We start from the raw sequence: 25,551 nt of genomic DNA, 5'->3' as shown, positions 1-25,551 counted from the left end.
CAATAGAAATCCTATAAACTAGTGACTTCCAATCTTTCTTTGTTATACAGCTTCGCCCTGTCAGTCCCAAAACTTAGCTTTAGTCATGAGCACTGTTTTACTCCTTATTCACTGATAATCATCAGCTTAAAAAAAACAACCTCAGTACTCTGTAATCTACTTTACTTGTGTTAAATGAGTACTAAAATTACTCACTTCAACCAAAGGGCAAATCTAACAGAATTTGAATGATATAAATAACAAATCACTTAGTTCGGCCAATTCTGTAGATTAAATTGACGCTGCCGTAAAATGCCAGGGGATTATATCCAGCAGGGAAATCCGCTGTACTTAAGCCTTCATTTTCCCATTGGTAGTTGTAACTTTTTATAAACTGGGCTTTGCCACTTAGTATCAGATTATTCCACTGCTGATCCCAAAGTACAGCCAAGCTAAAATCTACCCAAGGTAGCCTTTCAGGGTTTCTAGCGAATGCACGATTGTAAAAATCCTTGTGGTTTTCAAGCCTTTCTATCAGTATTCCCCGCTTGTTGAGTCCATCTATTTGGGATATTTCTAGCGTCTGCACATTAGAGCCCACTCCAGGTCCTGTTCCCAGAGCTTCACCATAATTGGTAAATCCACGAGCTTGGCCATGGGTGTGCCAGGTATATCCACCACCCAGCCCGGCATATCTAATTATTCTATTGATGGATTCGCTTTGATTCAGAACTTCAGCTCGCACTTGGTATATTTTATCTGAACTTACAAAGTTGAAAAGTTTTTGGAATCCTATAAGGTATGCTCTTGCGTGTTCGGGATTCAGGATAGCTTCTCTCCAATTAAGTGCATGATCTCTTCTGCCCAATTCAAAATATATTTCAGCTTGAGCCTTTGGAACCATCATTCTGCCGAAAAAAGTCAATTGCTGGTCTCGACCTTCGTTGTCTTTATCAAAACCATATTTGCTTTTTTGAAATGCTTCAAAAACCGGTAGGTAATCAATTATCTTCTCTCCCTTCTTCTCACTATACTGCTGGTGAGTTCTTGCTACACCAAAATATAATCCTTTTATCCATTTCGGCTGATAGATGATAGTAAGGGCATTTAGATACTTGTAATCACCAGAAAAAGGGAAAAAGTAACTATCATTTAGCCCTTGATTCTGTGCAGGCTCAATCCCTGAATCCTCGAGTCTTCCGACTATCAGCTGACCCTCAAAACTTCCTAAGAACGTCTTAGCCGGTCTTCTGGTATTCAATGTGAAATGAGGAAAACTGCGAGCATTGCCACTAAAAGTAAGTGCACTAAACTGACCTGGACCCCACCAAATATTTTCCGTGGAAACTCCTGCCTCAAATGCTCCGGCCTGTAGGGTCACCTTAGACTGACCCCACCAGAAAAAGGAAGTAGGTTTGTCACCAAATCTTTCTGGATAATCCCCAAAACTCCAATACCTATATCTTGCCCGATTGACTCCAGGAGAGAAATCCCCCGCAAATCCATGGTACGATTTATTTTGAGACCAAATAAATTCGGGGGAAAATTGTATTCTGAGTATGGACGCTTTCAGGGAAAACCCAATCTGTGTATAGGTTTGCATCCCAACGTTTGGAACCATTGCGCCATTACCCCAGCCGTACGGTCTTCTAGTATTCACTGTGCCTGTGTGCCTCAATGGCGTGACACTAAAATAATTCTTACGCTGGCTGGTTTTATCAGTTCCAAAAACAGAATCAGAATGGTTCATACTACCAAAAAGCATATCCCAATTGGAGGGAGATAGTTCAACAGGTCTTAAGGCAAAGGAATTAGAACTAGTCAAAATTCCCTGTAATTGTTGGCGACGAATTGCTTCCTCAAGGACAGGCATGCCTGAGGTTAGTGTTTGGGCCATAACCAACTTGGTGCTCGTGCAAAGCAAAAGGAGTAGGAAGGTTTTCCTGAAAAAGGATATTTTTTCAGATCTCAAATTTGTACTTTGAGATCTGATAACATTTGAACTCCTGATGACTATATATTTCAATTATACTTTTAGGGCTATCCTGGTACTTTTATTAGTTTCTAAACTTTCCATACCTTCTATTTCTCAGACAGTAAATGTGTTAGATTTCGGTGCAGATCCCACTGGAGAATATGACAATTCATCTGTGATAAACGCGCTAGTGGATAGTTTAGCCAAATCGGGTGGAGGAACTATGTTCATTCCAGCAGGCAAATATCTATTAAATGATGCGATTTTCCTGCAATCAAATATAAATCTTAAGGGACAGGACCTTGAAAAAAGTATCTTTTTCAGAGATCCGGGGAAGGGTAATTGGGCAAGTACTAAAGCCCAAGCATTGGTAACTACGCTTCACAGTTCTATCAATGAGAATGTAACCGTCGAAAATCTAAGTGTCGATGCGGGATTCAAAAAGAATGAATTAAACGGTAAAGGTGGCGTTTGCCTTCGCAATACGCACAATTCCAGGATTTCAAATGTGAATACCTACAACACTTGGCATGGGGTGGCTTTTTATGGATATAGGGGTGAAAACGCCAACAATGTAATTGACAAAGTAATCTCTACCAATGCACATGCTTCTACTACAGATGATAATTCTGGGAGACCACGGGGAGTTCTCATCACTGATTTTGGCTCGCAGGCAAAAAACTCTATAAGTGTGAATGCAGGAACAGGTTTTTATGCAAACGGAAAGGACATCAAATTCCTGGAATGTCATGCAGAAAACTGGTTCAATGATAATGGGTTTTATCTTATTGTAGATAACCTCTATGTGTCAAAATGTACAGCAAAAGGTGGGGAAACACCAGCTAAAGGATTTGGGTCTGGATTTGCCATAGCGTACAAGAAAGGTGGGGTTATAGAAAACAGCAAAGCAATTAATTGTAGTAATTATGGTTTCCGCATACATGTTCCACAATCTGACACAAAGTTAATTAATAACACAGCTATTGGTTGTGGAATAGGTTATGGGATCGAAACAGCCTCACATCCTTTCCCTGAGGTGAGTAATCATATTGAATTGGTGAACAATACTGCCGAAAATAGCGGTTTACACGGCTTCCTGTTTCGGCAAATGAGCAATTCTTCCATTACTGGAAATAAGGCTATAAATGGAAATCAACGAGGATTAACTCTTTCAACCCGAGGGGCCATCGCTCTCAAAGACTACCTGAGTGGAAATACATTTTCCAAAAACGAATGCTTTGACAATCAGCAAAAGAAAACCCAAATCTATGGATTTTACGACTTTTCCAAAAACCATATAAAAAGCGAAGCTAAGAAAGGTAAAAACAATAAAATAAAGCATTCATCTTTTAGTGGAATTGATATGTTTTAATATTTCTTATTGATCATTTTCCAAGTAAAATTGAGAAGCTTGACTTGACGATAGGCTCTTTTCGGTTCCGTGATCAATCTGTAGAACCACTCTAGCTTTAAGTCGATAAATACACTTGGAGCTCTTTTGGTTTTACCTGAGTAGATGTCAAAGCTGCCACCCAAACCCAGATACACGCCTTTATTAACCTGTAGCATGTCAGTCATTAAGCGTTCCTGAGCAGGGCTCCCCATTGCCACAAACACAAAATCAGGTTGTTTTTCTTTCACATCTTTGAGCAGTGTTACTTTCTCTTCTGGTTTTATATAACCATTTCTATGTCCTGCTAACTTTATACCGGGGAATTCCTCCTTAAGCTTTTTAATCGTGCCTTGTATAACGTCTTCTCTGGCCCCTATAAAGTAGAATGATTTTGTAGGGTGAAACACCCTGATAAACTCCAACCAAAGTTCCACACCGGGGATTTTCGTGACATTCGATATCCCTTTTTGATTCAAAGCCCATACGGCTCCTACTCCATCAGGGTATCCTATGTTTTGGTTTATTACTTCTTTAAGTTCAGGATCTGCATTATATATTTTCTCGGCATTGACGGCTACCAGAAGTTTATTCTGATGTGTGGCAAATTCAATCAATTCACTTTTTGATTGAAATCCATAAATTTTAATTCCGTTAATTATCCTAAAATCAGGCATTAAACAGGCAATTGAGTTGTTCATTTAGTCTAGATATGACTTTTTGTTTCATGTATTTTTCAGCAGTCTGGAGTGCCATGTATGACATGTGCTCTCTTTTCGCAGGTTGTAACTGATAGAAATCAAAAATAGCATCTGCAAGTTGAACCGTGTTTCCAGCTTCAAAGGTAAACCCATTCTTTCCATTTTCTAAATAAGTCAAGATCCCACCTTGCTCGCTTCCTATTACCGGAACTCCGCAAGCCATGGCTTCCAAGCCTACCAAACCTAAGCTTTCTGGCAATTCAGATGGAAAAATCAACAAATCCCATCCTCTCAATCTCTCTCCTATTTCCTGCTGACTCAAAACTCCAAGAAAAGAAATTTGAGGACTAGGATTACTATTTTCTACCTGATACTGAAGTGCAGAAATAAGGGATCCAGTACCAATTATTTCCAGCTTGAGTTGAAGCTCCTTCGACACTAACTCGAAAGAGTCTATTAATGTAGATAGTCCTTTTCCAGGATCTAGCCTGCCTAGGTATCCTATCACTAATCGGAGCTCACTACCTTTTCCATGATAAAAATTCATAGGGTCTATTCCTCCAGAAGGCGACACAAAAATGGTACATGGATTTACACCCATTCGTTCGAGTTTGGGCACGAAAAAAGATGATGGCACTACCACAAGATTGGCATGCTGAATCAACCTCCTATTCAATTTCCTGAGCAAGGTGGCAGCTCTACCAGTATCCATAATATCCGTACCGTGCGCATTTAAAACTAATTTACGATTAGCTCTATTCCACCAAAAACGTAAAGGAAGTAGGCTATGCTGGATATAATGCACATAGATCAAATCGTATTTCATGAAGTTTGACTTCCAAAAAACATCAAGAAAGAACCAACAGTAAGACAAGATCCTACCTATACCTTTTTTCCTACCTTTGATCAGAGAACTGAGGACAATTTGATTTTCGCCATCTTGAAAAGATTCTGAGAAATTGGATACAAAAACCCCGTAAGATGGACTTTTAGTACTTGGGTACATATTTGAAATCAAATAAATTTTCAAGCTTTATTCATAGTAACCGGTAGTCCATTTAGAAAACCAAGACTAATTCCCAGCATGGCTGAATTAAAAATATGGCCTGCCATAAAAGAGATCAACAAAAGGACGAGGTTGATCGCCCACATGTGACCGGTTAACCCAGCTTTTGGAACGAATAAACTTCGAAATAAAATAAGTAAATAACCTCCCATCACTAAGCCAAGTCCCAGCCAACCATTCATGAATAGCAAATCAAAAAAGTCGATTTCTATGCTATGCGCCACACCATGGTATATTCCCATCATTTCCAAAAACTCCAAACTTCCAAGTCCAAAAAGATAATCCCATAGGGTATAATCACTGGGATAGAATCTCAGTGCTCCCTCCACCATTTCATTCCTTCCGGAAAGAATAAACGTGAGTAGGTCCATGCGTTGATAGAAAAACGAGAATCTTTCTATCAGGCCCGTAGTTTTAATGCCGATATATAAAATAAATGGAATGCTGGTCGCGAGAATTGGAATCGCTAAATACTTTAGTAGTTTTCCCAGAGTAAGTCTCCTTGGGAACTTCAAACTAATCTCTAGCAGCATGATAATCAGTAATATCCCCAATACTGCGGTCTTTGATGCATTTAAAATTCCCAAAACCAACAGAAAAGCAAAAAAGAGCAGTTTGAAAGTGAACCCTCGTTCCCGAATCAAATACCAGCAAGTGCCACTGAATAACACAAAAATACCAGCCACTTCATTTCCAGCAAAAAAGAACCCTCTTCCTCCGATTCCGCCATCTGGCCCATTATACTGACTGTATCCTACTCCTATCACCCCTAGCAAAATATTGGTTATTATCAATCCGAAATTTGCCCAGACAAAAGTTCTATATGTTCGGTTCTGTCCCCAGTCATATTTTGGCAAACTCGAAAAAAACAAGAATGAAATAGGAAATAGAAGCAGTTTGAGGTTGTACCCAAAATTCCCTACAATCGTAATGGTGTCCCCTGTGCTTAAGGATTTGGCCATCAGTGGTACCAGAAAAAACAAAATCATCCCTAGGCAAATTCCAAAATAGGCAATATTTGATCTAAGCAAATAGACTAACATCCCCATAAGCATTGCCATCTTGTACAGTTGGGATATACTAACGCCTATCCCAAGCCGCAAAAGAATGCCATTAAAACAATCTATCCCCAAATAAAAAAAAGTCATCCCAATCAGGATATTTCTGAGGTACAAAAAGAGATAATCCTGAATGGATAGTTGCCTAATCAAGAGCTAGGATAGGTGGTTTTTCAAGAAAATCAGGAGTGCCCACACAAAGCCTGATGCAAACCCCATAAATATACAGATTGCCAAAATCATCGGGATATTTGGTTTGGTCTTCTGATAAGATACCACTGGAGGATTGATGATACTTAGTACTGGAATATCTTCTTGGACTTTGATTTTGGCCTGATCCAATTGCACTGCCATGTTGGTGTATAAGTTACTGGCGATATTGAATTCTGCCAAAAGCCTCTCTTCATTTGCTCTTCCCGCAGAAAAGCTCAAGTTTTGGTTGCGATCGCGAAAAGTGGCCAACGTATTCTGTGTTTCAATAAAATTTTCCTTGGACTCTTCAAATTGAGTTTGAACAAATTTAAGATTTTGCTCCGCCTTCTCAGTTTTGTGGGCAATAACAAACTCAGAAAGCAGGTCAAATGCATGGGCAGCTACCTGAGCAGAAACTTCCGGATCGACTGTCTCTATGGTCATCGTGATTACTCCAGAGTTAGGATCAGTTTCCAAAAGAATTATTTTTTTAAATTCATTAAAAACAGGTACTAATTCTCTTTTCTCAAAAATCAGAGAGTCTTGCCTCCCTTCACTGAAATCTAATATTTCCCTCCCGTTATTAGCAAAAACTTCAGGCAGTCCAATGGTGTACTTTTTAATACTTGATAAAATGGAAGTCCGCCTATTGATCGCTACAAATTCACCAATTTTGAGCGGATCTTGCCCCTCACTTTGACGCAGAGGCCTATTGCTCAATTTGGCCAAGTAGGGAATACTGTAAATAACCTCCTGGTACATCATAGGAGAAATACCATCTTCGCCACCTTGAATTCCTCCCAAATTAATTCCTGATAGCCCACCCAATTGCCGCATAAGTCCAGTAGCCCCAGAATTGGCAGTGGATAGCGCTATGAATTTAACACTTGACTGATAGTGGTTCCTTGTCACTATAATTATCAAGACTCCCAAAGCAATGAAAAACACCAAGCTTTTGACAAAAAGCATCTTTTGTTTGACAAAGTGCCGTAAAAGTTCTGCTACATCAATGGATTCATTAGCCATGAAATGGATTTCTTTTAATGAGATAAAACTTATAAATCATTCGAAGTGGTCTAAAATTAAATACTTTAAAAATCAAGTATTTGTGATAATCTACTTCCTTATAATACCAGGATAGGTAGCTTCCGTCAAACTGGTCAGCTCTTATCGTTTTGGCTATTAATGCCAATAAGTACTTATTGGAATATTTTTTTAAAAGATGCTCCGGCAACTGCGTTTGATGAGTTTCAAGTGATTGCTTGATTGTTTTCATGATGCAGCCAATTTCGAATTTCTTCAGATTTTTTGTCACCATATTATCACTATCTACAAAGTAAGTTGCTAATACCTTATTAAAGAAGCCCAAATTCCCGGCTTTCAGAAGGATCCTCAGCCAAGTATCTACGTCTCCCCCCGAGTTACATTGATTTGCTGGAAAAGTGCCTGATTTCTCGAAAACTTCCTTTTGAACTGCAGCTACAGATGAGCAAATAGGTGCAGCGTTGGCGATGGAATGCGTTAAAAAATCTTCTAAACTCAAAATGGCCAATTCATTTTGCGGTAGCCTGCGTGCTATGTTACACACTAAGCTACCAGATTTATTTTTGATACGCCATGCAGCAGACAAAATCTTCACATCCCCATTCTCAGCGATCAAGGTTCTCATGGATTCAAGGTAGTCATGCTCCCACTCATCATCTGCATCCAAAAAACAAACCCATGAATACTTAGCCTTTTCAATACCCAAATTCCTAGCAGCATACCCACCAGCTCCTGGTGAGCTTCTTCTGAACACGGATACCTTTTGATCACTTATGTTGGAGATGAATTCAAACGATCCATCAGTAGAAGCATCATCTACCAGAATCAATTCAAAATTGGGGAAACTTTGATTTAATACTGAATCAATCGATCGAGATAAATGACGTTTCTTATTGTAGACTGGTATTATTACAGAAAACATCAACTTCTTTTCGGTGTATTAGTATCAAACGATAATCCCAACAATTCCCATGCTCCTACAAATTCAATAGACCACTTTGTAAAGAAAAGCTTTACTTTCATTAAAAATGATTCATTTATTTTTATAAAAATTGTAATTGGAGGTCTCAATAGCATCAAAAGGGTCATGGCTTTTTTCATCCAAGATTTACTTTCAAAATATAGGTTATAATACCCTCCAGTTGTTCTTCTTTTTTTTGAATATAGTTCAGCTATAGATTTTCTAGAAGGATGATGAACTACTGCATCCTCAGCAAAAGCTATTGAAGCTCCATTAGCGGTAGCATTTTTGGTCCAAACGGTATCTGCACCAGAGAATATATCCTCTCTGAACCAACCTAACTGGGCGAAAATTTCTTTTCTCACGAAAAGGTTTGCAGTTATGCTGCATTTTTCAACTTCCACATTTCTTTTTTGATTAAAGGAAAAATTTCTCTCATAACTAAATACCAAATCTGAATCATCCGGATGTTCCTTAAAAAAAGTAACTGCTCCCCCGGCCATGTCAAACCCCTGAACCATAATATCCAATCCTTGAGCCAACCAGTCTAACTGAGGTTTACAGTCTGAGTCAGTAAAAGCTATAATATCCCCCTTTGCATGCGCTATGGCCAGATTTCTAGCTGCGTAAGAACCTTTTCTAGATTCAGATAATAAGGTAGCATTTTCCGGTAAAACAAAATCTGCAGGAATTGGATCAGAGGGGTCATTATTTACAGCTAAGATTTCAAATGCTGATTTTGGAATTTGCTGATGGGCTAAAGACTCCATACACATGGCAAGTCTGTCCCAATCACGATAAAATGGGATAACAACGGAAAAGGTGAGACTATGGGACATCAATTGAAATAGCTACGTTCTCAAGCTGACATGCCTCATAAACCCTCGCTGATGCAGTAGCTGGATCAAATTTATTTTTAATCCCCCAGGCTTCTGCATCCTGATCAAATGATTTCATGATGTCTTTCTTGAGAAAGTACTCATCGAAATTCTCTGAATCAAACTTTTGCTGAGCAAACCCAAGTTCAAATCCGGGCGGGTTGTAATCATAGCTATAGGTTGAATTATCCAATTGATTTTTAAACCGATCTGTTCGAATGACTTCTATCATTTTTTGAAATTCCTTACTTAGAAAGAACTCCAGCTCAGGATATTGCTCCTTGATTATTCCCAAAGCATACAGATTGAAACCATGGTAACCCACAGACTTCATATAAATGGCATTGGATTGGTTTTTGGTAGTTCTGATTTTAGAAACGACACCACCAAGCTTCTTTTTCATCGTAGTACGCAGATACATGGTAGGCAGGTGCATAATGACGCCATCCGGGTACATTTTTATGTTATTTTTTATAGCAGAAATAAAGTCTTGCGCCTGGCATTTTATGTCTAAATCTCCATGAGTTGCCAATCTACTGCCTATAGCTGCATACCACAATTGATGGTTGAAGGTGACATCAAACCCCCTGATACTTCCATCTACATTGACAATTTTCCATGCTTTGTGATCGGCATCATATGGATGAAGTTTGTAGACCTCTTCAGCCAGTCTGAGAATCTGATCATCTCCAAAAAACCTAAAGGCATACTCCAAAGCTTCCAAAGTCCAAGCTTGCCCCATCACGCCATTTGTAAAATCCTTTTTGGGATTAGAGCGATGCCAAAAACTAGCCCCCATTGGTCTAGCAGCACCAGAGAGCAAATATCCCAAGCATTTTTCCGCTGCAACACGGAACTTTTGATCAGTGGTGATCTCCCACGACTTTAAAAAAGCAACCAACCAATGAGATGTATTTCTCACAGGAGTCTCGGGATCTTTATAAGGACCATTGTGACCTGCAGGCATAGAACCATCAGAGTTTTGAGAGGCTAATGCAAATTCCGAAGTCTGGGTGATAATTGAATAAACTTTCATTGATTTACTTTACTATGGACAGCAAATTTCCAACTACTACTTTGACAGTATCAGCTGGATTTATGGGAAACATATACCTGATTTGATCCATACTCTTACTTATATTCTTTTCCTTTAGGTATAATCTCGAAAGCTTTCTTTTTATGCTGTAAATACGTTTAGTAATTGATTTTTTCTGATAGTCTTTAGAAAAATATTCAGCCATTACCAAGAATGATTTAAGCTGCATTTCGAATTGCTGAATTTCCGTTTTACTAGACCAAACTCCCTGATTATGGACCCTATAACATCCTGAAGTGAAATTCAAAAAACAAGCGGGTCCATATTCTGTGGCGATTGCACAGAGGAAATTATCGGTGTTGAATGCTTTGTAAAACAGTGGAGGAACTCCATTTTTTATTGCTTCTCGCCTAAAGACTGAGGTTAGAAATTTGGGTTTATATTCCTCCAAAATCATCTCATGAGTGATTACAGGGTTCAGTCGGTTTCCACGCCAAACATTTTCTTTCAAAACAACACCTTTGCTATTTACCTCCGAATAATTTGTACAACAAATAGAATACTGTGGGTTTTCCTCCAAATAGTCAATTTGCTTCTGGAGTTTCAAAGGATCTGTCCAAAAGTCATCACCTTCGCAGAGCGCCACATATTTATCTTTGGCCCGTGGGTATTGATATTCAAAAGCTGGTTTAATCCCCTTGGAATATTGATTTTCAGATTGATAGATCGGCTTGATAATGGCAGGGTATTCATTTTCAAATTTTCTGATTACCTGACTTGTTCCGTCAGTCGATGCATCATCATGGATCAAGATTTCTATTCCAAACCTTGTTCTTTGCTCCAAAAAGGATTCAATAGTCTGAGAAATGTAGTTGACATGATTGTAAGTATTACAAATAATACTTACAATAAATGAATCCTCCTTCCAAGATTCTATTATTTCTGCTTCATTCCTAATGCTCACAATTCAAACTTAGGATCAAATTGTCTACAAAAATCTTCGATATTCTCTTTTCTAAAAAAAGACATTGCTTCTTTAATTTCTTCAGCGCTCCAATCCCACCAGGAAATCCTAAGTAAAGATTCCTCCACTTTTTCAGAAAATCTTCTCTTAATCACTTTAGCTGCAGATCCTGCGACTATTGTATAAGGGGCAACATCTTTTGTCACCACGGCACCTCCTCCTATAACCGCCCCAGTCCCAATAGTCAGCCCAGGCATTACTAATACGCCTTGTCCAATCCAGACATCATGGCCGATCGTTACTTTTTGGTTTCTTCTCCATTGAAAGAATTGTTGGTCGTTTTCTCCTAAACCATAGTCAGATGATCGGTAGGTAAAATTGGACAGTCCTGCTCTCCAATAGGGGTGATTTCCAGGATTTATTCGTGTAAAAGGAGCAATTGCACAAAACTTCCCAATTTCTGAATAAATGACTTCTGAGTCATGTAGTATATAGGAATAATCTCCTATTTTACTTTCAGTAACCCTTACTCTCTCATCTATTTGAGTAAAAGCGCCAAATTCACCTTTGTTAATTTTAGCACTTTGGTGAATGTTAGGTTCTGCTGTGATTATCATTCGACTTGTAAACTTTTTAAAATTTGAGATGAATCATCAATATCCTCAAATGTCCCAACCAGCGAAATAACATTAGAGATACTTTTACGGGACAACGCCCATTCTGAGCAATCAATAAACTTTTGCTGGACGATATCCCATTCAAAAGGGTTTTTTGCGTGTCCTTTAGGATAGGTCGAAACACCTTCCAACTGATTCCCGTCTGCTAAATCAATCTGCAATACATCAGGTCTCCAAAGATTGCCGGAATCATCCCAGTCCTCATGTACTTCAAAGGAAATCAATTTCATGAGGTTTTTGACTTTTGGATCATTTACAGCTTCAATAGTAAAATCAACGGTTTTTATTTCTCCGTAAATCAAAGCTCGGGCGATCAAATAGTGAATAGAGAACTTTCCCTGCAATCCTTCTTCAGGATCTTGGTAAAACAAAATCTCTTTGGCTCTTGGTGTAGCTCTACAGGAAACCCCAGTAATTTCTGAAGGAGAAATGTCATTTTTCCGCTTTAGATCTATAGCAATATCTATAAGCCTGTGACTCAATGCACAACTAGCATATTGCTTGAAGTTGAGCCCGGGAGTCTTGATGGACCAAGGGTCTCCAAATCCCGGCAGAAAGTCCTGTAGACAAATGTCATTTTTTCCATAAGCTGCAAAGTAACTTTTTGGTCCCTCAAGAATAAATTCAGAAGAAGTAAACCCTCCCTTACCAAGTAGTGCAGCTTTCAATCCAGAAGCAGAGGCATTACCTATATGTAAATGCTTTGTTTGACTTCCAAAATTCGCTACTAGTCCACCCGAAAGTGAAGCAGCTATGCCCAAACTATTTGCCAATTGCTTTTCACTGGAGTCTAACAACAGTGAGCTTGATACTGCTGAAGCTAAAGGGCCAAAGACTGAAGAAGGATGCCAGCCGTTGGAGTGCAAGAATGGAAGACATTTTGAAAGAACATTTAGCATCTCTACTCCTATAATGTAGGACTTTAGTAGTTTCTTTCCAGATATGTTATGATCTTCCGATATGCTTATTAGAGCAGGGAAAAGTAAAGCCGATGGGTGACACTGGGTGGAAGCCCCAGTATCGTCATAATCTAGTGCATGAGCCGAACTACCATTGAATTCTACAGCATCGAGCTGATTTAACTTCACATTCTTGCCAATGATCTGATGAGTGCCAGTGGTGCCCTTTGTGAAGTATTTAAGTTTATAACTCAGTAGGATATTGACTGACAACTCCCGTGATCCCAGCATCGTTACACCCAAATAGTCTAGGAGGGCTAATTTAGCCAAAGCTAATTCCTCACTTGGCATTTCCTCTTGAAATTTACCCAAGACTAGCCTTGATAAGTTATTCAAAATCGTTTCTGCCATTATCAGTTGCTCCAAACTTGCTCGTTTTGCAATTGGTTCAAATCTTCAGGGAAAATTATATGGCTTTTCAAGGATTTCCCGATGATCAACTGATGTGTTTCTTCAGGAGCATGAAAGATGGGGAATTTCTCTTCGGGTAAAACACCATCCAAAATCAATCCCAAATCATCTTGCCCCATCATAAATCTTGGAAAAGTATTCCCATTGGTTCGCATATTCATCTCCTGAGCTTTCCACACGCCACGTTGATCTTTTCTGAATTGCACAGTTAGGGGTCCAAACCCTCCTTCAGTGTGAAAAGCTGCGACAAACCTTTTGGTCAATTCTTCCAGGTCTGGATCCTGCACTTTCTTAAAACCAACGGTGGTGCCAGATTCATGCTCATTTCTGGAAATGAAAATTGGATCAAATGAGCCATCAGGAGCAATTACTGTATGGCAGGAATGGTGATAAATATTCGGTGCATGCGCAAATAATGGAGTCAAACCATCCAGTTGTCTGAAATATTCATCAAGTGATTCCCCTTGCCCCAAATATTCCTGAAACATATAGTTAGGGAACTCTGAAACCACCTTTGCATCTTCCAAAGATCTAATAAAAAAAACACCTTTGCTGGCAAAGCCCTGAATAGGCTTTGCAATCAGCGGAAAACCAAACTGAGCTGCAAATTTCTCCAATTGACTGAAATCGCCAGATTTACCCAAAACAAAAGTCTCCGCAAATGGCAAGTTATACTTTTGGCAAAAAACCCAAGATTCCCACTTATCTAATGCATATTTTAATGTAGAAGCCCTTCCATAAGGCATTTTGGCACCTAATCCGGGAAACTCCTCTAACAATGTGGCAACAGTTTCTGTATCCTCATCTCTTCCACTTAATATCAAACTAGGCTTTTCCAACTTAATAATCTCCAAAATTCGCTCCTTGAATTCCGGTGAATTAGTATTGGGAACGATGTAGCATTTATCACAACGGAAGTTGTTTGGTGAACCTACCATGCTATTTGTCCCGATCAGCGATACCTGATCTCTTCTTCTAAATTCTGGGAACTCTAGAACATCATGAACGTTTTGACCGACAAGGCTACCAATACTTGTCATTAAAATTTTTAATTTACCTTCCATTGTAAAGTACTTAGTTAATTTTGTTTGTATTTGATTTTTGCTGATCGCAAACTTTGTGATCGCTCAAAGCAAGCAGAAAAAAAGCATTGGCAGAAAAGAAAACATTTCTCTTCAGCGCAGAAATAATGTGATTTTTATCAATTGTTATATTCACGATACATTATTCTGCAAACCAGATCAATTTCTTCGACAGATAGATCATGATAAAGTGGCAGGCATAGAATTCTTTCTGTCACAAAATTGGTGATGGGTAAATCCTTTGAATTATTTACATAAGGTAAAGAAGCCAATGAAGGGTAAAAGTATCGTCTGGGAAAAATAGATGCACGATTAAGTTTATGAATACATCGCCTCATCAATTCTGGGTCATCAAAAAGAATGGGGAAGTAGGAATAATTATAGGATACATTTTTGTCAATAACCTGACCTCTCACCGGGAAATTCTCTAAGTTTTTATTGTAGTATTCAAAAAGGACTTTCCTCTTAGCAAAAATCTTTTCCATGAAAGGCAAAACCGCTAATCCCATAGCTGCATGAACTTCAGAATTTTTGCCATTTATCCCCAAGTCACTAAACATATCCGGTCCTGAGTGTCCAAAATTCCTCATTAATGAAATTTTCTTGAACAAGTCAACATCATTGGTAAAGACCCCACCTCCTTCCACTGTGTGGAATATTTTAGTTGCATGGGTGCTCAAGGTGGTAACATCCCCATAGTCCATGAGAGATCGGCCTTTGTACTTGACACCAAACGCATGTGCTCCGTCATAAATAACTCTTAGATTATACTTTTTGGCTATTTCGTCAATAGCTACAGTATCACAAGGATTCCCAAAAACATGCGTAGCCAATATAGCCGAAGTTTGAGGGGTAATAGCTTCCTCTATTTTGGACGGGTTTATATTGTAGGTGTTTGGATCAATATCTACAAACACCGGTGTACAGCCTTCCCATACTATTGTACTTGATGTAGCCACATAAGAAAAAGGAGTAGTAATCACCTCCCCTTTTAGTCCCAGAGCTTTGATGGCAATTTGCAGTGCAATGGTTCCATTACCCATAAATATAAAGCTGTTAGAATCAAGAAATTCGGCAACCTTAATCTCCAATTCATTGACCAAAGGGCCGTTGTTTGTCAACCACTGCCTTTTCCAAACTCCTTCGAGGTATTGCTGATATTTCTCAAATGATGGAAAAAAAGGTCTAGTTACAGGAATCATCGTTTTAGAATTAGATTTTTAAATTCAAATAAAGGTTTGGATTTAGTGCCTAAGGATACTAAAAAATAAATGAATGTACCTGCAAGGCCTCCTGCAATGATTCTAAACCAATCTAAAGAAGGGACGTTTTCTATACAGTCCTTCACCATCCACCCAACTAATCCACTGATAGCACCTATGATAAATATTGGAATCAAATCTATGATTTGACTCCATACACCATAATCAATAAACTTCCCACTATAATATGAGTTGATGCCAAAATATATAAAGCTAAGCCCAACTCTCATCCAAAGTATTGCAAAAATACCGTAAGGAAGGGCGATGATGATTCCTAAGATTGCTAAGGATTTTTTTATGATCTCCAATTTCAAAAACAGATCGCTTCTACCTTTTACCTTTAGAATATTCAGATTGTAGGAATGAATAGGAAACATGAGTCCAATCAGGCACAAAATCTGAAAATAGGGGACTGCAGGCAGCCATTTTTCCGTCAGGATAAATCTGAATAGTGGCTCAGCTAAGACTGCTGAAAGAGTCATGACTGGAGTCAACCAGAATAACACTTGCTGCATGATTCGCCGATATGCTTGTTTTAACTTTTCATCATCGTCTTGGATTTCAGAAAACATTGGAAAAGTCACTCTAGAAAGAGTACTTGAAATGTTTTTTACAGGTATTTGTTTCAGTGAATCAGCTTTGGAATAAAAACCTAATATAGCAACAGGGAAGTACTTCCCAATCACTAAATGGTAGATGTTAGAAAAAACGGAATTAATAATCCCTGCTAATGTAAGATTCGCTCCAAACTTAAAATGATATTTAAAGCGTTCTAAATCAAAAATCCATTTTGGCCTCATACTGGTAAGAAACCAAAATTGAACACTCAACAGGAAGTTTTGAGCCAAATTCATCCCTACAAGTGACCAAACGCCAAATCCTTGGAATGCCATTACCAAACCAATTATTCCTCCTATAACCATAGAAGGGACGGTAATTTTTAGTTCCATCTTAAAATCCATTTCCTTGACCAGTCTAGTTTTCTGTACTGCGGAAAATGGATAAATGAGAAAAACTAAACAATAAATTTTAATGATAGATTCAAGCACAGGCTGATTAAAAAAGTCACTTATCAAACCTGCAGAAACCACCATTAACACATACGCTGCGATGCCAACTAATAAATTGATGAAAAATACGGTAGAATAGTCCCTTTCATCAACTAATCTAGTTCTAATTAAACTAGAAGTCATACCCGCATCGATAAGACTATTGCCCAAAGCTATAAAAACTGACAGCATCCCAATAATGCCAAAATCCTCTGGTTCTAGTATACGGGCTAAAAATATTGTAACTACAATCGAAGTTGCCTGTACCCCGAATTGCTGCGTAAGACTCCAGAAAAACCCATTAAGCGTTCTCTTTTTTAAACTCATTTAGCAGGAATTCCTTTTACTACTCTACCATTTCCTAGGATATTTTTAGTCACCACAGCTCCAGCACCTACTACCACCTCATCCCCCACTTCAACTCCTGGCAAGATAATCGCCCCAGCTCCTATTCTACATTTAGATCCAATCTTAGAAGACCCCAAAAGCATTGCACTTGGGCCAATCTCACTAAAATCCCCTAGTACACATTCATGATGAATATGGGCTCTAGTATTTACTAGTACTCCTAGGCCAATTTTCGTCTGAGGACCGATGAAGCTATACGGCATAGCGTCAAAAACAGGATTTGAATTATGCAATGGTGAAGATGAGGCATCGCCAATGCCAAAAAGGGCACCACCGAGGCTTGTCAGTAGGTTAAATAACTTCTCTCTATAACTAGGCTTGCCGACTCCTAACACAAAACGAGGATCATTTTCAAAACACGTTTGAATTTCTGACAAAGCAAAGATCGTAATCCCTTTTAGTTCCTCCCTTTCAAGTTTAACCTGATCTTCGTCAAAAAAGAGTAGTTCTTTTGGAGCAAACCCTTGATCAATTAGTACCTGACGTACCTCCAAACTATGACCTCCAGCCCCTGCAATTATCATTATTATCTATTGCTCAAAACACAACAAAGCCCTTGAGCGAAACCCAAGGGCAGTAGATTTTACTTAGATCCTATTCCGTAAGATTCAAAACCTAAGGTTTTCAGATACTTCTTGTCGTAGATATTCCTTCCATCGAAAATCACCTTGTTTTTCAATAGCTTTCCTACTACATCCCAGCTTGGAATTCTGAATTCTGACCATTCAGTTACAAGCAGAAGAGCATCTGCATCCACCAAAGCATCATAGGCATCGTTGCAATAGGTGACTTTGTCGAAAATGTAGTGTTCTTTCGCTTCTTCCATAGCCACAGGATCATAGGCTTTCACCTTAGCTCCTGCTGCTCGAAGTTCGTCAATGATCACTCCTGCAGGAGCTTCACGCATATCGTCGGTGTTAGGCTTGAAGCTCAAGCCCCACATAGCAAAAGTCATCCCTGATAAATCCTCACCGAAGTGAGCTTTCACTTTCTTAGAAAGCACATATTTCTGATCGTCATTCACATCCTCCACAGCCTGAAGAACTCTCAGGTCATAACCATATTGCTTAGCTGTTTTAATGATTGCTTTCACATCCTTTGGAAAGCATGATCCTCCATAACCAACTCCTGGATAAATAAACTTATTCCCAATCCTTGGATCGGAACCTATACCTTTTCTCACCATGTTGGCATCAGCTCCTACGAGTTCGCATAGGTTTGCCACGTCATTCATAAATGAAATTTTGGTAGCCAGCATTGCATTCGCAGCATACTTGGTCATTTCAGCGGATGGAATATCCATGTAGATGATTCGCTCTCCACTGAGTTGGAATGGCTTATACAGGCGCTTCATGATCTCCTCTGCCCGCTCATCATCCACCCCTATCACTATTCTGTCCGGCTTCAGGAAATCTTCCACTGCAGCTCCTTCTTTCAGGAACTCAGGATTGGATGCTACAGCAAAGGGCAGATCAGAATCTCTTCTGCTCAATGCACCTTTGATCGCTCCCCGTACCTTCTCGCCAGTGGTAACCGGTACCGTACTTTTGGTAGCCACTACAATGTAATCGGTCATTTTTGCACCGATTTCATCAGCTACAGCCAGCACGTACTTCAGGTCAGCAGACCCATCCTCACCCGGAGGTGTTCCTACCGCAATAAAAGCTACCGATGCACCCTGTATAGCTTCACCCAGATCTGTACTGAATTTAAGTCTTCCACTTTTGAAATTTCTGACAACTACCTCTTCCAGGCCTGGCTCATAAATAGGCATAATGCCTTCCTTAAGATTGTCTATTTTTTTCTGATCGATGTCCACACATGTGACTTCGATTCCTACGTCAGCAAAACATGCTCCTGATACCAAGCCCACATAACCGGTACCTACTACTGCAATTTTCATGAAATAATGATTTGTTTAATTATGGAAGTAAACGCTCTATAAGAATTCCCAATGTGGCCAAACTCGAGGCAAGACCAATCCATCCGGCAGCGTTAAGCCTTTGCCTTGCAGGTTTTCTAGGGACTACAATTTCTGCTCCCGGTTCAATTTTAGGATATGATTTGATCCCCAAAAAGCTACGAGTACTCTGCGCATCGCCATTGGCATATACCACATAGGTTTTGGTTCTTCTTGAATCTTCAGTAAAGCCACCTGCCTTAGAAATATATTTTTTAAGGTTATTTCCTTCAATAAATCTGGTTGTAGTAGGCAATAAAACCTCCCCTACCATTCTTACTGTTTGAAGTTCTTTTGGAATTTGAATAATATCTCCCTCAAGCAAGATTAAATCCTCCTCAGAGCCTGGATGCTCCAAAATGTACTGCAGATCAATTCCCACAAAATCCTGCTCTTTCATTCGCATTGAAATGAGCAATGAATCTTGCCTTAAAGTATCAATACCAGGAGAAATTGAAAAAAGATTACGCTGTTGTTCTTCTTGCTGTAATTTCAATTCCTCTAATTCATTCTGAGCTATTTTCTTATCTATTCTCTCAAAGAGAAGCTCCTCAGCTGCATTCCCTTCCCGAGTTGTTTCAGGATCCAAATTCGCAAAAATATCAAGTAACGTTTTTTCTCTTAATTCATCTTCTGTAGGCCCCTTGAAATAAACAGTTCTTCTGATCAAACTTGCTCCCTTGGGATACGCAAATTGATTGATACCGCCTGCTCTTTTGATTACATCCGAGATTCTTTCATTTGCACCAGCTATGGCAAATTCTCCTGGATACATCACTTCTCCTTGGATAGTCACCAGCTGCTCTCTTTCGTAGCCCGGGCTCCTACGAATAAAAACATGATCAAATGGCTGGAGAGGCTGATTTTTCTCCTCAGCGGTCAGTTCCAGATTCGGATCTATGGAAAGGGTTTTAATTTCAGCTATTTTACCAGATGTAGCATCTCTTACTCGTCTGGCAATTTCAATTTGAGAATTGGTCGCTGATTCTAACATTCCTCCGGATCTTAAAATCAGATCTCCCACTGTCATATCTGATGCAAAGGGGTATGTCCCAGGATAATTAATTTCACCAGATATTTTCACATAATATTCTTCCTTAATATCATATCGGCTTGGAATAAACAAAAGGTCTTCATTTTGCAAAGGGACATCTGGCACTGTACCATTTAAAATACCCTTTAAATCTAGCGTCTCAGCTGCCAAGGTCAGATCTGTGCTAGTTCTGTATAAGGTAGCTCTAATGGAGAAAGCCTCAGGCTTCAATCCCTGTGCTTTCTCGATTAATCCTTTGACAGTTAGCCCTTCCTCATCCAAGGAATATTCCCCTGGCCGGATGACAGAGCCTGTCACCTGTACTCTATTTGAGAATCTTTCCAGTGCCTCTCCTATCAATATTTCATCCCCATCTCTTAATGTAAATGAATCAAACTCGGATGATGGGACATCTACTACTTTGCGTTGGCTATTTTCAATTCTTCTTACAGTCACTCTATCTGTGTAAGCTTGACTTGTGAATCCACCTGTGTATAGATACAAATCCTTCAATGACTCCTCTGGCTTCACTTCAAAAAGCCCCTCTCTACGTACTGGCCCGATAATTTCCACACGTGTTTTTACGGGAGGCACGATCACCACATCGTTATCCTGAAGGGTAATATTAGAACTTTGCTCTCCCCGTGAAAGGAATTCATATATATCTACTGTCGCTACCAATTTACTATCCCGATAGACTTGGATTTTTCTGAACGCTCCATTTTCATTCGGTCCTCCTGCAGCGTAAAGCCCGTTAAACACCGTAGCAAATGAAGGTAGCGTATATGTACCTGGCTTTGTCAACTCCCCTACCATAGAAACTTTGATAGACCTAATATTACCCAGTCTTAGCTGAATAAAAGTATTGGGATTGGAACCGTTAAGACCGGAATATATTCTTCCTAAAGCTGATCGGATCCGGGAAGTAGCTGCAGCTATAGAAGATCCACCGACTTGTATAGGACCTACATTGGGAACAAATACTCTTCCTTCCGGAGAGACATTCAGGTCGTAAGATTGCTGGGAAGCGCCATACACATCGAGTAGCAATTGGTCACCGGAACCGATCACATAAGACTGAGGGGTAGGAATATTCAGGCTGGGACTGAAATCAAGATCCCGGTTATGAAATAATTTGTATCCAAATATTTTCTTCTGCTTAGTAGTCAGGTCATAATACGGGTCAGACCTGCGTATGGAATCAAACATGTCCACTTCCTGAAACCCATTTATGGATCTTCCTTCAGACACATTTTGTCCATCACCCTGAGAATTAACAGACATTTGCAATTCGCTGATTCGCTTGCTCAGCTTGACAGCTTCTAATGCTGGCATACCTCTTTCTCTTGCCAAAGCGGTCAGCTGATTAGTGGTCAGGCCATTGGATTCTGCCCGCTTTATCAATTGCTCTATTTGAGCATCCGAGAGATTATCCACTTTGAGATTTTGGATATCGGATAGACTCTGACTTTGGGCAGCAAATGCTACCACTAAAAAAATCACCAAAGACAGGTAATTTTTAAACTTCTTCAACCAAGTATATTTTTTCAATTCAGCTTTTTTCGTTTCTGACTTAATTTTTACTACTAAATCAATTGCTAATTTCTGATTTTTAATCGATTGTTTTGCAATTATACAAAGCTTCGCCCTTTCAGTCACAAAAGTGCCTAGTCAGGATTACGCTATTTTCTCCAGGACTGCTTAAGCCCCTACTTCCTTATCAAACAAAACCAGCCCAGTGGACAGCATCCTCTCAGCTAGCAATGTCAATACCACTTTTCGATCTATCAGTTCTTCTATCCTGCTGGATAGATTCAAAATGTAGTCTTCATTCAAGTTGTCACCAGTGACCACTACGTCAATTTTCCCCGAATCGATACCCCTTGACAGGTCGCCTACAAGGATTACTTGACTCACTTCCCCCATTCTTTCAAGGATTTGCTCCAGCAACTTATCCAGCCCCAGATACTTACGGATGATTTCCTGAATGTTAGAAAAAAATGGGTGCTTTACATTTGCCTTGTAGGCGATCTTATTTTTATCTGACTCTTTCACCAGAAACCCTGCTTGGGTCAGATTATTCAATTCTTTACGGATTGCATTAGTTGACTCACCAAACTCATCAGCCAATCCTCGCAAATGGCTTTGTGTTTTGGAGTTAACGAAAAACTTAACAAGTAACCTCAATCTTGTCTTTGAGGTAATTAAGGATTCAAGCATAAAAATTCACCTCAATAGTGAGTAACAAAGGTACTCATTGCATTGAATAGGAAAAATAAAATACTGCTTTTCGAAGAAGATTTAGGAGATTTAACTAAATACTTATTATGGCTGTTAATGGCCATAGATGTTATCAGGCTTCCTTTTAAAGAGCTGACGCAGCAAGCTTCCTGTCCAAGCACTAAAAGCACCGAGTAAAAACCCAAGAATCCCAGTCAAAGCAAGAAGAGGCAGTCCAGAACCAAACCCCATCAACTCTCCCATATTATCAGGTAAAGAACTTCCCGAAAATGAACTGATATAAATACTCTGACCTAGCCAGGCTAAGCCCATCCCTAAGCCTCCTGCGAAAAAAGCGCCTGCCCCTTTATTGCCAATTAGCGCTGCAAAAACAGCTACGATGAGCATTACCCCCCAATAGGGCAGAAATGGATTAAATACGATAACAAGTAAAGCTGTGAGAAATGTAAATAATATAAATTTCATATGTTTATGATTTGTATTTCAATGGCCACAACCTGTCCCGTGACGAAGGATACGGGATGGAATCTCGCTACGTGAATAATCATGGCAGTGTATGACTTTTTAGTCATGCTCGATTTCATATGTTTATGATTTGTATTTCAATGGCCACAACCTGTCCCGTGACGAAGGATACGGGATGGAATCTCGCATACCTTATAATCATCCCAGTGTGTGACGGTCTTCGACATGCTCGATTTCATGCTCCTTAGTTTAAAATTGTAGTGAATAATACACCTTCTTGTTGGTCTGCTTTTCTCAGATCAAAATTCAGGTATTCGCCATTAGCCCAGGCGGGAATGAAATTGCTATAAAATCTACTCCCTGGATTACCTGACTGTCCACCAGGATAGATCCCAAAAGCTTTGATTTCAGGCCCCAATTCTACCACCATCCTCCAACTTGCACCAGACCTTCCGCTTGTCGCATTCAAAATACCGGCACCTCCGCCTGTGTAAACATTCTCCACAGAGAATGCCCCAAACTGGGGAACAAGGTGTTGGACTTTGGTTCTTTTGTAATTAGCCCAAGAAAAATCTCCCTCTTCGGCTTCCCAATTTTTCATCACTTCCAGCATTCCTTTGAACCCCTCCTTAACATGAGTAGCAGCAGACTCCACCTCAGGAGTTTTCTTTAGGTCAAAGATTTCCCCTTCGGGTTCATTTTTCATAAAGAGAACCGTTTGATAGTAATTGGGAAGAGTAACAGGAGCAAGATTCTCTGACAACTCCTTCCAGATTTGCCCGTAAGCTTCCCTCCACCAGACATAAAACAAGGTAGGTGCCTTTTGATTTGGGTCTGCATAAAAGTCCCATTGTTTCAAGAGTGAAATATATTTTTTCGCATTAGCGTCATTTTCAAACCCACTACCTAGCAACTGCAACATCTGCGGTAAAGCCTCAGCAGCATGCAGGTAGTAATCATCAAACTGTAGCCCCTGCATGTCCTCCACAGTTATATCTTTCATATCCGTGAGTTTGTTGTTCAGTCTGCGGTTTCTGTAAAACTCATAGCTATTATCAAAAACATAATAGGGATAGGTGGAGTCGGTAGGATGCTGATTGGCAGAGCTCACAAATCCACGTGAAGGATTTAATGTGCTGGCATTATGCTCATTTGGGATATACCCTTGCCATTCCATTCTTGGGTCTGCTCCGTCCATAAAGAATTTTCCCTGACCCTTCCATTTCAGCGGAAATTTACCCTGAATTCTCATGGCTATATCCCCACTTTTGGAGGCAAAGACAAAGTTTTGTGCAGGAGCAGTGAAGTTATCCAGCGCTGCATTATAGTCATCGTGGTTCTTACCTGTGTTCAATTTCAGGAAAGTACTTTGCTCATTTGACCCCTCATGCACATTCCACTTCAACGCGAAATTAACGTCTTGACGAGTTGAATTAAAGGTCTTGTCATAAACTACAGGCCCATAATGCGTATAAACCACCGTATCTAAAAAAGCATCCTGCCCTTTTACTTTTATCTCCTCAATTCGAATGCTGCTTTGCATCCACTTGTCACCGTAGCGATAGGCTTTTCTCGATTCATCCTGAAAAGTAATCTTATACCAATCGCGTGTATCTCTAGTAGCATTGGTCACACCCCAGGCAATATTTTCATTGAATCCAGAAATCACTCCCAGCGCGCCCGGAAGAGTAGCACCTTTTACAGAGTGATTAGGTGTGGTCAATTGCATGGAGTACCAGAGTGAAGGCAGGTTCAGACTCAGATGTGGATCATTGGCTAAAATGGGATTGCCACTTTTGGTTTTAGCCCCAGAAACCGCCCAGTTGTTAGAGCCTGTTCCTTTTTCAGGTTGGGGCAAAGGATCTAGTAGGATCTGGTCATTCGGGTAATTAATACTATCCGGCCGACTGACTTCTAAAGGCTTGAACTCCCATTTATGTCCAGGCTCAATGATAGGTTCTACTCCAATTGGATATTCCGGATATAATTTATCCAGCATCGCATCACCAAGGATTTTCCGTAGATTGGAATATTCCAGATCCCGATCCCCGACCAACATATCGGTCATGTACTTTAACAGTAGAATGGACTTAAAAGCAGACCATTGTTCGGGTCTGTAATTCAGAATCTTATACTCTACCGGTAATTGGGCGTCGTCCAACTGATCGATGTACTGATTTACTCCGTCAGCATAAGCTTCTAAGAGTGCATAGGTCTCTGGATCGGTTTCTTGGGTGAATTTTATCCCAATTTCCGCACCGTATGCCAACCCTTTTCTTCTGGTCATTCTATCAAGGTCTATCGCTAATGGGCCTACTATTTCGGAGATTCTACCTGCGGCAGCCATAGTCTGAAACTCCATTTGCCATAATCTATGCTTAGCTGTGATGTAGCCTTGGGCTCTATATAAGTCAGCCTCGTTTGCGGCAAAAATATGTGGGATGAGATGTTCATCATACACGACATTCACAGGTTCACCTAGGTTATTCAGCTCCAATTCATCTTCTGCCAATTTATCTTCAGAAAATGAATTTTGCCAAAACCCATGATAGGGATCAAGTAAGGGAGCCAAGGGAGGAATGGCACCAAAAGGCATGGACACAGCCACGGCAAGTGCTACAGTCAGCGCTAAAACAACTAAAAAACCTATGTACTTCATGAAATCTCGTTTAAAGTCAAGAGACGAATTTACCCTAAACCTTAGATTAATAAACACAATCCGCTAGCCTTTTGACAGATCAATCATAAAAAAAGCCCTCA

At 39.8% G+C, this 25,551-nt stretch carries 21 protein-coding genes; 1 reads left to right on the top strand and 20 read right to left on the bottom strand.

The genetic code is table 11. The features are described from left to right. Nucleotides 1–244: 244 nt before the first annotated feature. Entirely contained in the window at nt 245–1,876 is a 1,632-nt protein-coding gene (locus BM386_RS01005) for a capsule assembly Wzi family protein (protein WP_091691204.1), read from the bottom strand. A gap of 112 nt (nt 1,877–1,988) precedes the next feature. Here BM386_RS01005 and BM386_RS01000 point away from each other — a divergent pair, with 112 nt between their 5' ends. Then, complete coding sequence (locus BM386_RS01000) at nt 1,989–3,326, top strand: right-handed parallel beta-helix repeat-containing protein (protein ID WP_091691203.1); 1,338 nt, start codon at nt 1,989–1,991, stop codon at nt 3,324–3,326. Here the strand turns inward: BM386_RS01000 and BM386_RS00995 are convergent. The 19 genes from BM386_RS00995 to BM386_RS00905 form a co-directional block, all read right to left on the bottom strand. Further along, entirely contained in the window at nt 3,323–4,045 is a 723-nt protein-coding gene (locus BM386_RS00995) for a WecB/TagA/CpsF family glycosyltransferase (RefSeq protein WP_244545427.1), read from the bottom strand. The two genes, BM386_RS01000 and BM386_RS00995, sit on opposite strands and share 4 nt — an antisense overlap. Then, the gene (locus BM386_RS00990) at nt 4,014–5,051 is read right to left on the bottom strand and encodes a glycosyltransferase family 4 protein (protein ID WP_091691201.1); all 1,038 of its coding nucleotides are present in this window, start codon (nt 5,049–5,051) and stop codon (nt 4,014–4,016) included. Before BM386_RS00990 ends, BM386_RS00995 begins: the two co-directional genes overlap by 32 nt. A gap of 20 nt (nt 5,052–5,071) precedes the next feature. After that, nucleotides 5,072–6,172 (bottom strand): O-antigen ligase family protein, encoded by a 1,101-nt coding sequence (locus tag BM386_RS00985; protein WP_211482868.1) that lies wholly within the window; start codon nt 6,170–6,172, stop codon nt 5,072–5,074. Nucleotides 6,173–6,325: 153 nt separating this feature from the next. Next, complete coding sequence (locus BM386_RS00980) at nt 6,326–7,387, bottom strand: hypothetical protein (RefSeq protein WP_091691199.1); 1,062 nt, start codon at nt 7,385–7,387, stop codon at nt 6,326–6,328. Beyond that, nucleotides 7,380–8,327 carry a glycosyltransferase family A protein gene (locus BM386_RS00975; RefSeq protein ID WP_091691198.1) on the bottom strand — a complete coding sequence of 316 codons (948 nt, stop codon included), beginning with the start codon at nt 8,325–8,327 and terminating at the stop codon, nt 7,380–7,382. Before BM386_RS00975 ends, BM386_RS00980 begins: the two co-directional genes overlap by 8 nt. Then, nucleotides 8,327–9,205, bottom strand: a complete 879-nt coding sequence (locus tag BM386_RS00970; RefSeq protein ID WP_091691197.1) for a glycosyltransferase family 2 protein — start codon at nt 9,203–9,205, stop codon at nt 8,327–8,329. Before BM386_RS00970 ends, BM386_RS00975 begins: the two co-directional genes overlap by 1 nt. Then, complete coding sequence (locus BM386_RS00965) at nt 9,195–10,280, bottom strand: glycoside hydrolase family protein (RefSeq protein ID WP_091691196.1); 1,086 nt, start codon at nt 10,278–10,280, stop codon at nt 9,195–9,197. The genes BM386_RS00970 and BM386_RS00965 overlap by 11 nt, the downstream gene beginning before the upstream one ends. Nucleotides 10,281–10,284: 4 nt before the next feature. Further along, nucleotides 10,285–11,244, bottom strand: a complete 960-nt coding sequence (locus tag BM386_RS00960; RefSeq protein ID WP_170857000.1) for a glycosyltransferase — start codon at nt 11,242–11,244, stop codon at nt 10,285–10,287. Continuing rightward, nucleotides 11,241–11,861 carry an LbetaH domain-containing protein gene (locus BM386_RS00955; RefSeq protein WP_091691194.1) on the bottom strand — a complete coding sequence of 207 codons (621 nt, stop codon included), beginning with the start codon at nt 11,859–11,861 and terminating at the stop codon, nt 11,241–11,243. Before BM386_RS00955 ends, BM386_RS00960 begins: the two co-directional genes overlap by 4 nt. Beyond that, nucleotides 11,858–13,246 carry an MmgE/PrpD family protein gene (locus BM386_RS00950; protein WP_139235809.1) on the bottom strand — a complete coding sequence of 463 codons (1,389 nt, stop codon included), beginning with the start codon at nt 13,244–13,246 and terminating at the stop codon, nt 11,858–11,860. Before BM386_RS00950 ends, BM386_RS00955 begins: the two co-directional genes overlap by 4 nt. Further along, nucleotides 13,234–14,331, bottom strand: a complete 1,098-nt coding sequence (locus tag BM386_RS00945; RefSeq protein WP_139235808.1) for an ATP-grasp domain-containing protein — start codon at nt 14,329–14,331, stop codon at nt 13,234–13,236. The genes BM386_RS00950 and BM386_RS00945 overlap by 13 nt, the downstream gene beginning before the upstream one ends. Before the next feature lie 161 nt (nt 14,332–14,492). After that, the gene (locus BM386_RS00940; RefSeq protein ID WP_091691191.1) at nt 14,493–15,575 is read right to left on the bottom strand and encodes a DegT/DnrJ/EryC1/StrS family aminotransferase; all 1,083 of its coding nucleotides are present in this window, start codon (nt 15,573–15,575) and stop codon (nt 14,493–14,495) included. Beyond that, entirely contained in the window at nt 15,572–17,011 is a 1,440-nt protein-coding gene (locus BM386_RS00935; protein WP_091691190.1) for a lipopolysaccharide biosynthesis protein, read from the bottom strand. The genes BM386_RS00940 and BM386_RS00935 overlap by 4 nt, the downstream gene beginning before the upstream one ends. Next, nucleotides 17,008–17,616 carry a DapH/DapD/GlmU-related protein gene (locus tag BM386_RS00930; RefSeq protein ID WP_091691189.1) on the bottom strand — a complete coding sequence of 203 codons (609 nt, stop codon included), beginning with the start codon at nt 17,614–17,616 and terminating at the stop codon, nt 17,008–17,010. The genes BM386_RS00935 and BM386_RS00930 overlap by 4 nt, the downstream gene beginning before the upstream one ends. Nucleotides 17,617–17,675: 59 nt before the next feature. Continuing rightward, the gene (locus BM386_RS00925; RefSeq protein WP_091691188.1) at nt 17,676–18,995 is read right to left on the bottom strand and encodes a UDP-glucose dehydrogenase family protein; all 1,320 of its coding nucleotides are present in this window, start codon (nt 18,993–18,995) and stop codon (nt 17,676–17,678) included. A gap of 19 nt (nt 18,996–19,014) precedes the next feature. Then, nucleotides 19,015–21,618 (bottom strand): SLBB domain-containing protein, encoded by a 2,604-nt coding sequence (locus BM386_RS00920; RefSeq protein WP_170856999.1) that lies wholly within the window; start codon nt 21,616–21,618, stop codon nt 19,015–19,017. A 168-nt stretch (nt 21,619–21,786) separates the two neighbouring features. Then, entirely contained in the window at nt 21,787–22,224 is a 438-nt protein-coding gene (locus tag BM386_RS00915) for an ArsR family transcriptional regulator (RefSeq protein ID WP_244545425.1), read from the bottom strand. A 195-nt stretch (nt 22,225–22,419) separates the two neighbouring features. After that, nucleotides 22,420–22,791, bottom strand: coding sequence for a hypothetical protein (locus BM386_RS00910; protein ID WP_091691186.1), 372 nt, complete (start codon nt 22,789–22,791; stop codon nt 22,420–22,422). Nucleotides 22,792–23,035: 244 nt separating this feature from the next. Then, nucleotides 23,036–25,450, bottom strand: a complete 2,415-nt coding sequence (locus BM386_RS00905) for a penicillin acylase family protein (RefSeq protein WP_091691185.1) — start codon at nt 25,448–25,450, stop codon at nt 23,036–23,038. Nucleotides 25,451–25,551: the final 101 nt, after the last annotated feature.

It is taken from the genome of Algoriphagus locisalis (genome assembly GCF_900116615.1).
GTDB lineage: Bacteria > Bacteroidota > Bacteroidia > Cytophagales > Cyclobacteriaceae > Algoriphagus > Algoriphagus locisalis.
This window is presented reverse-complemented; position numbering and strand designations above follow the sequence as displayed.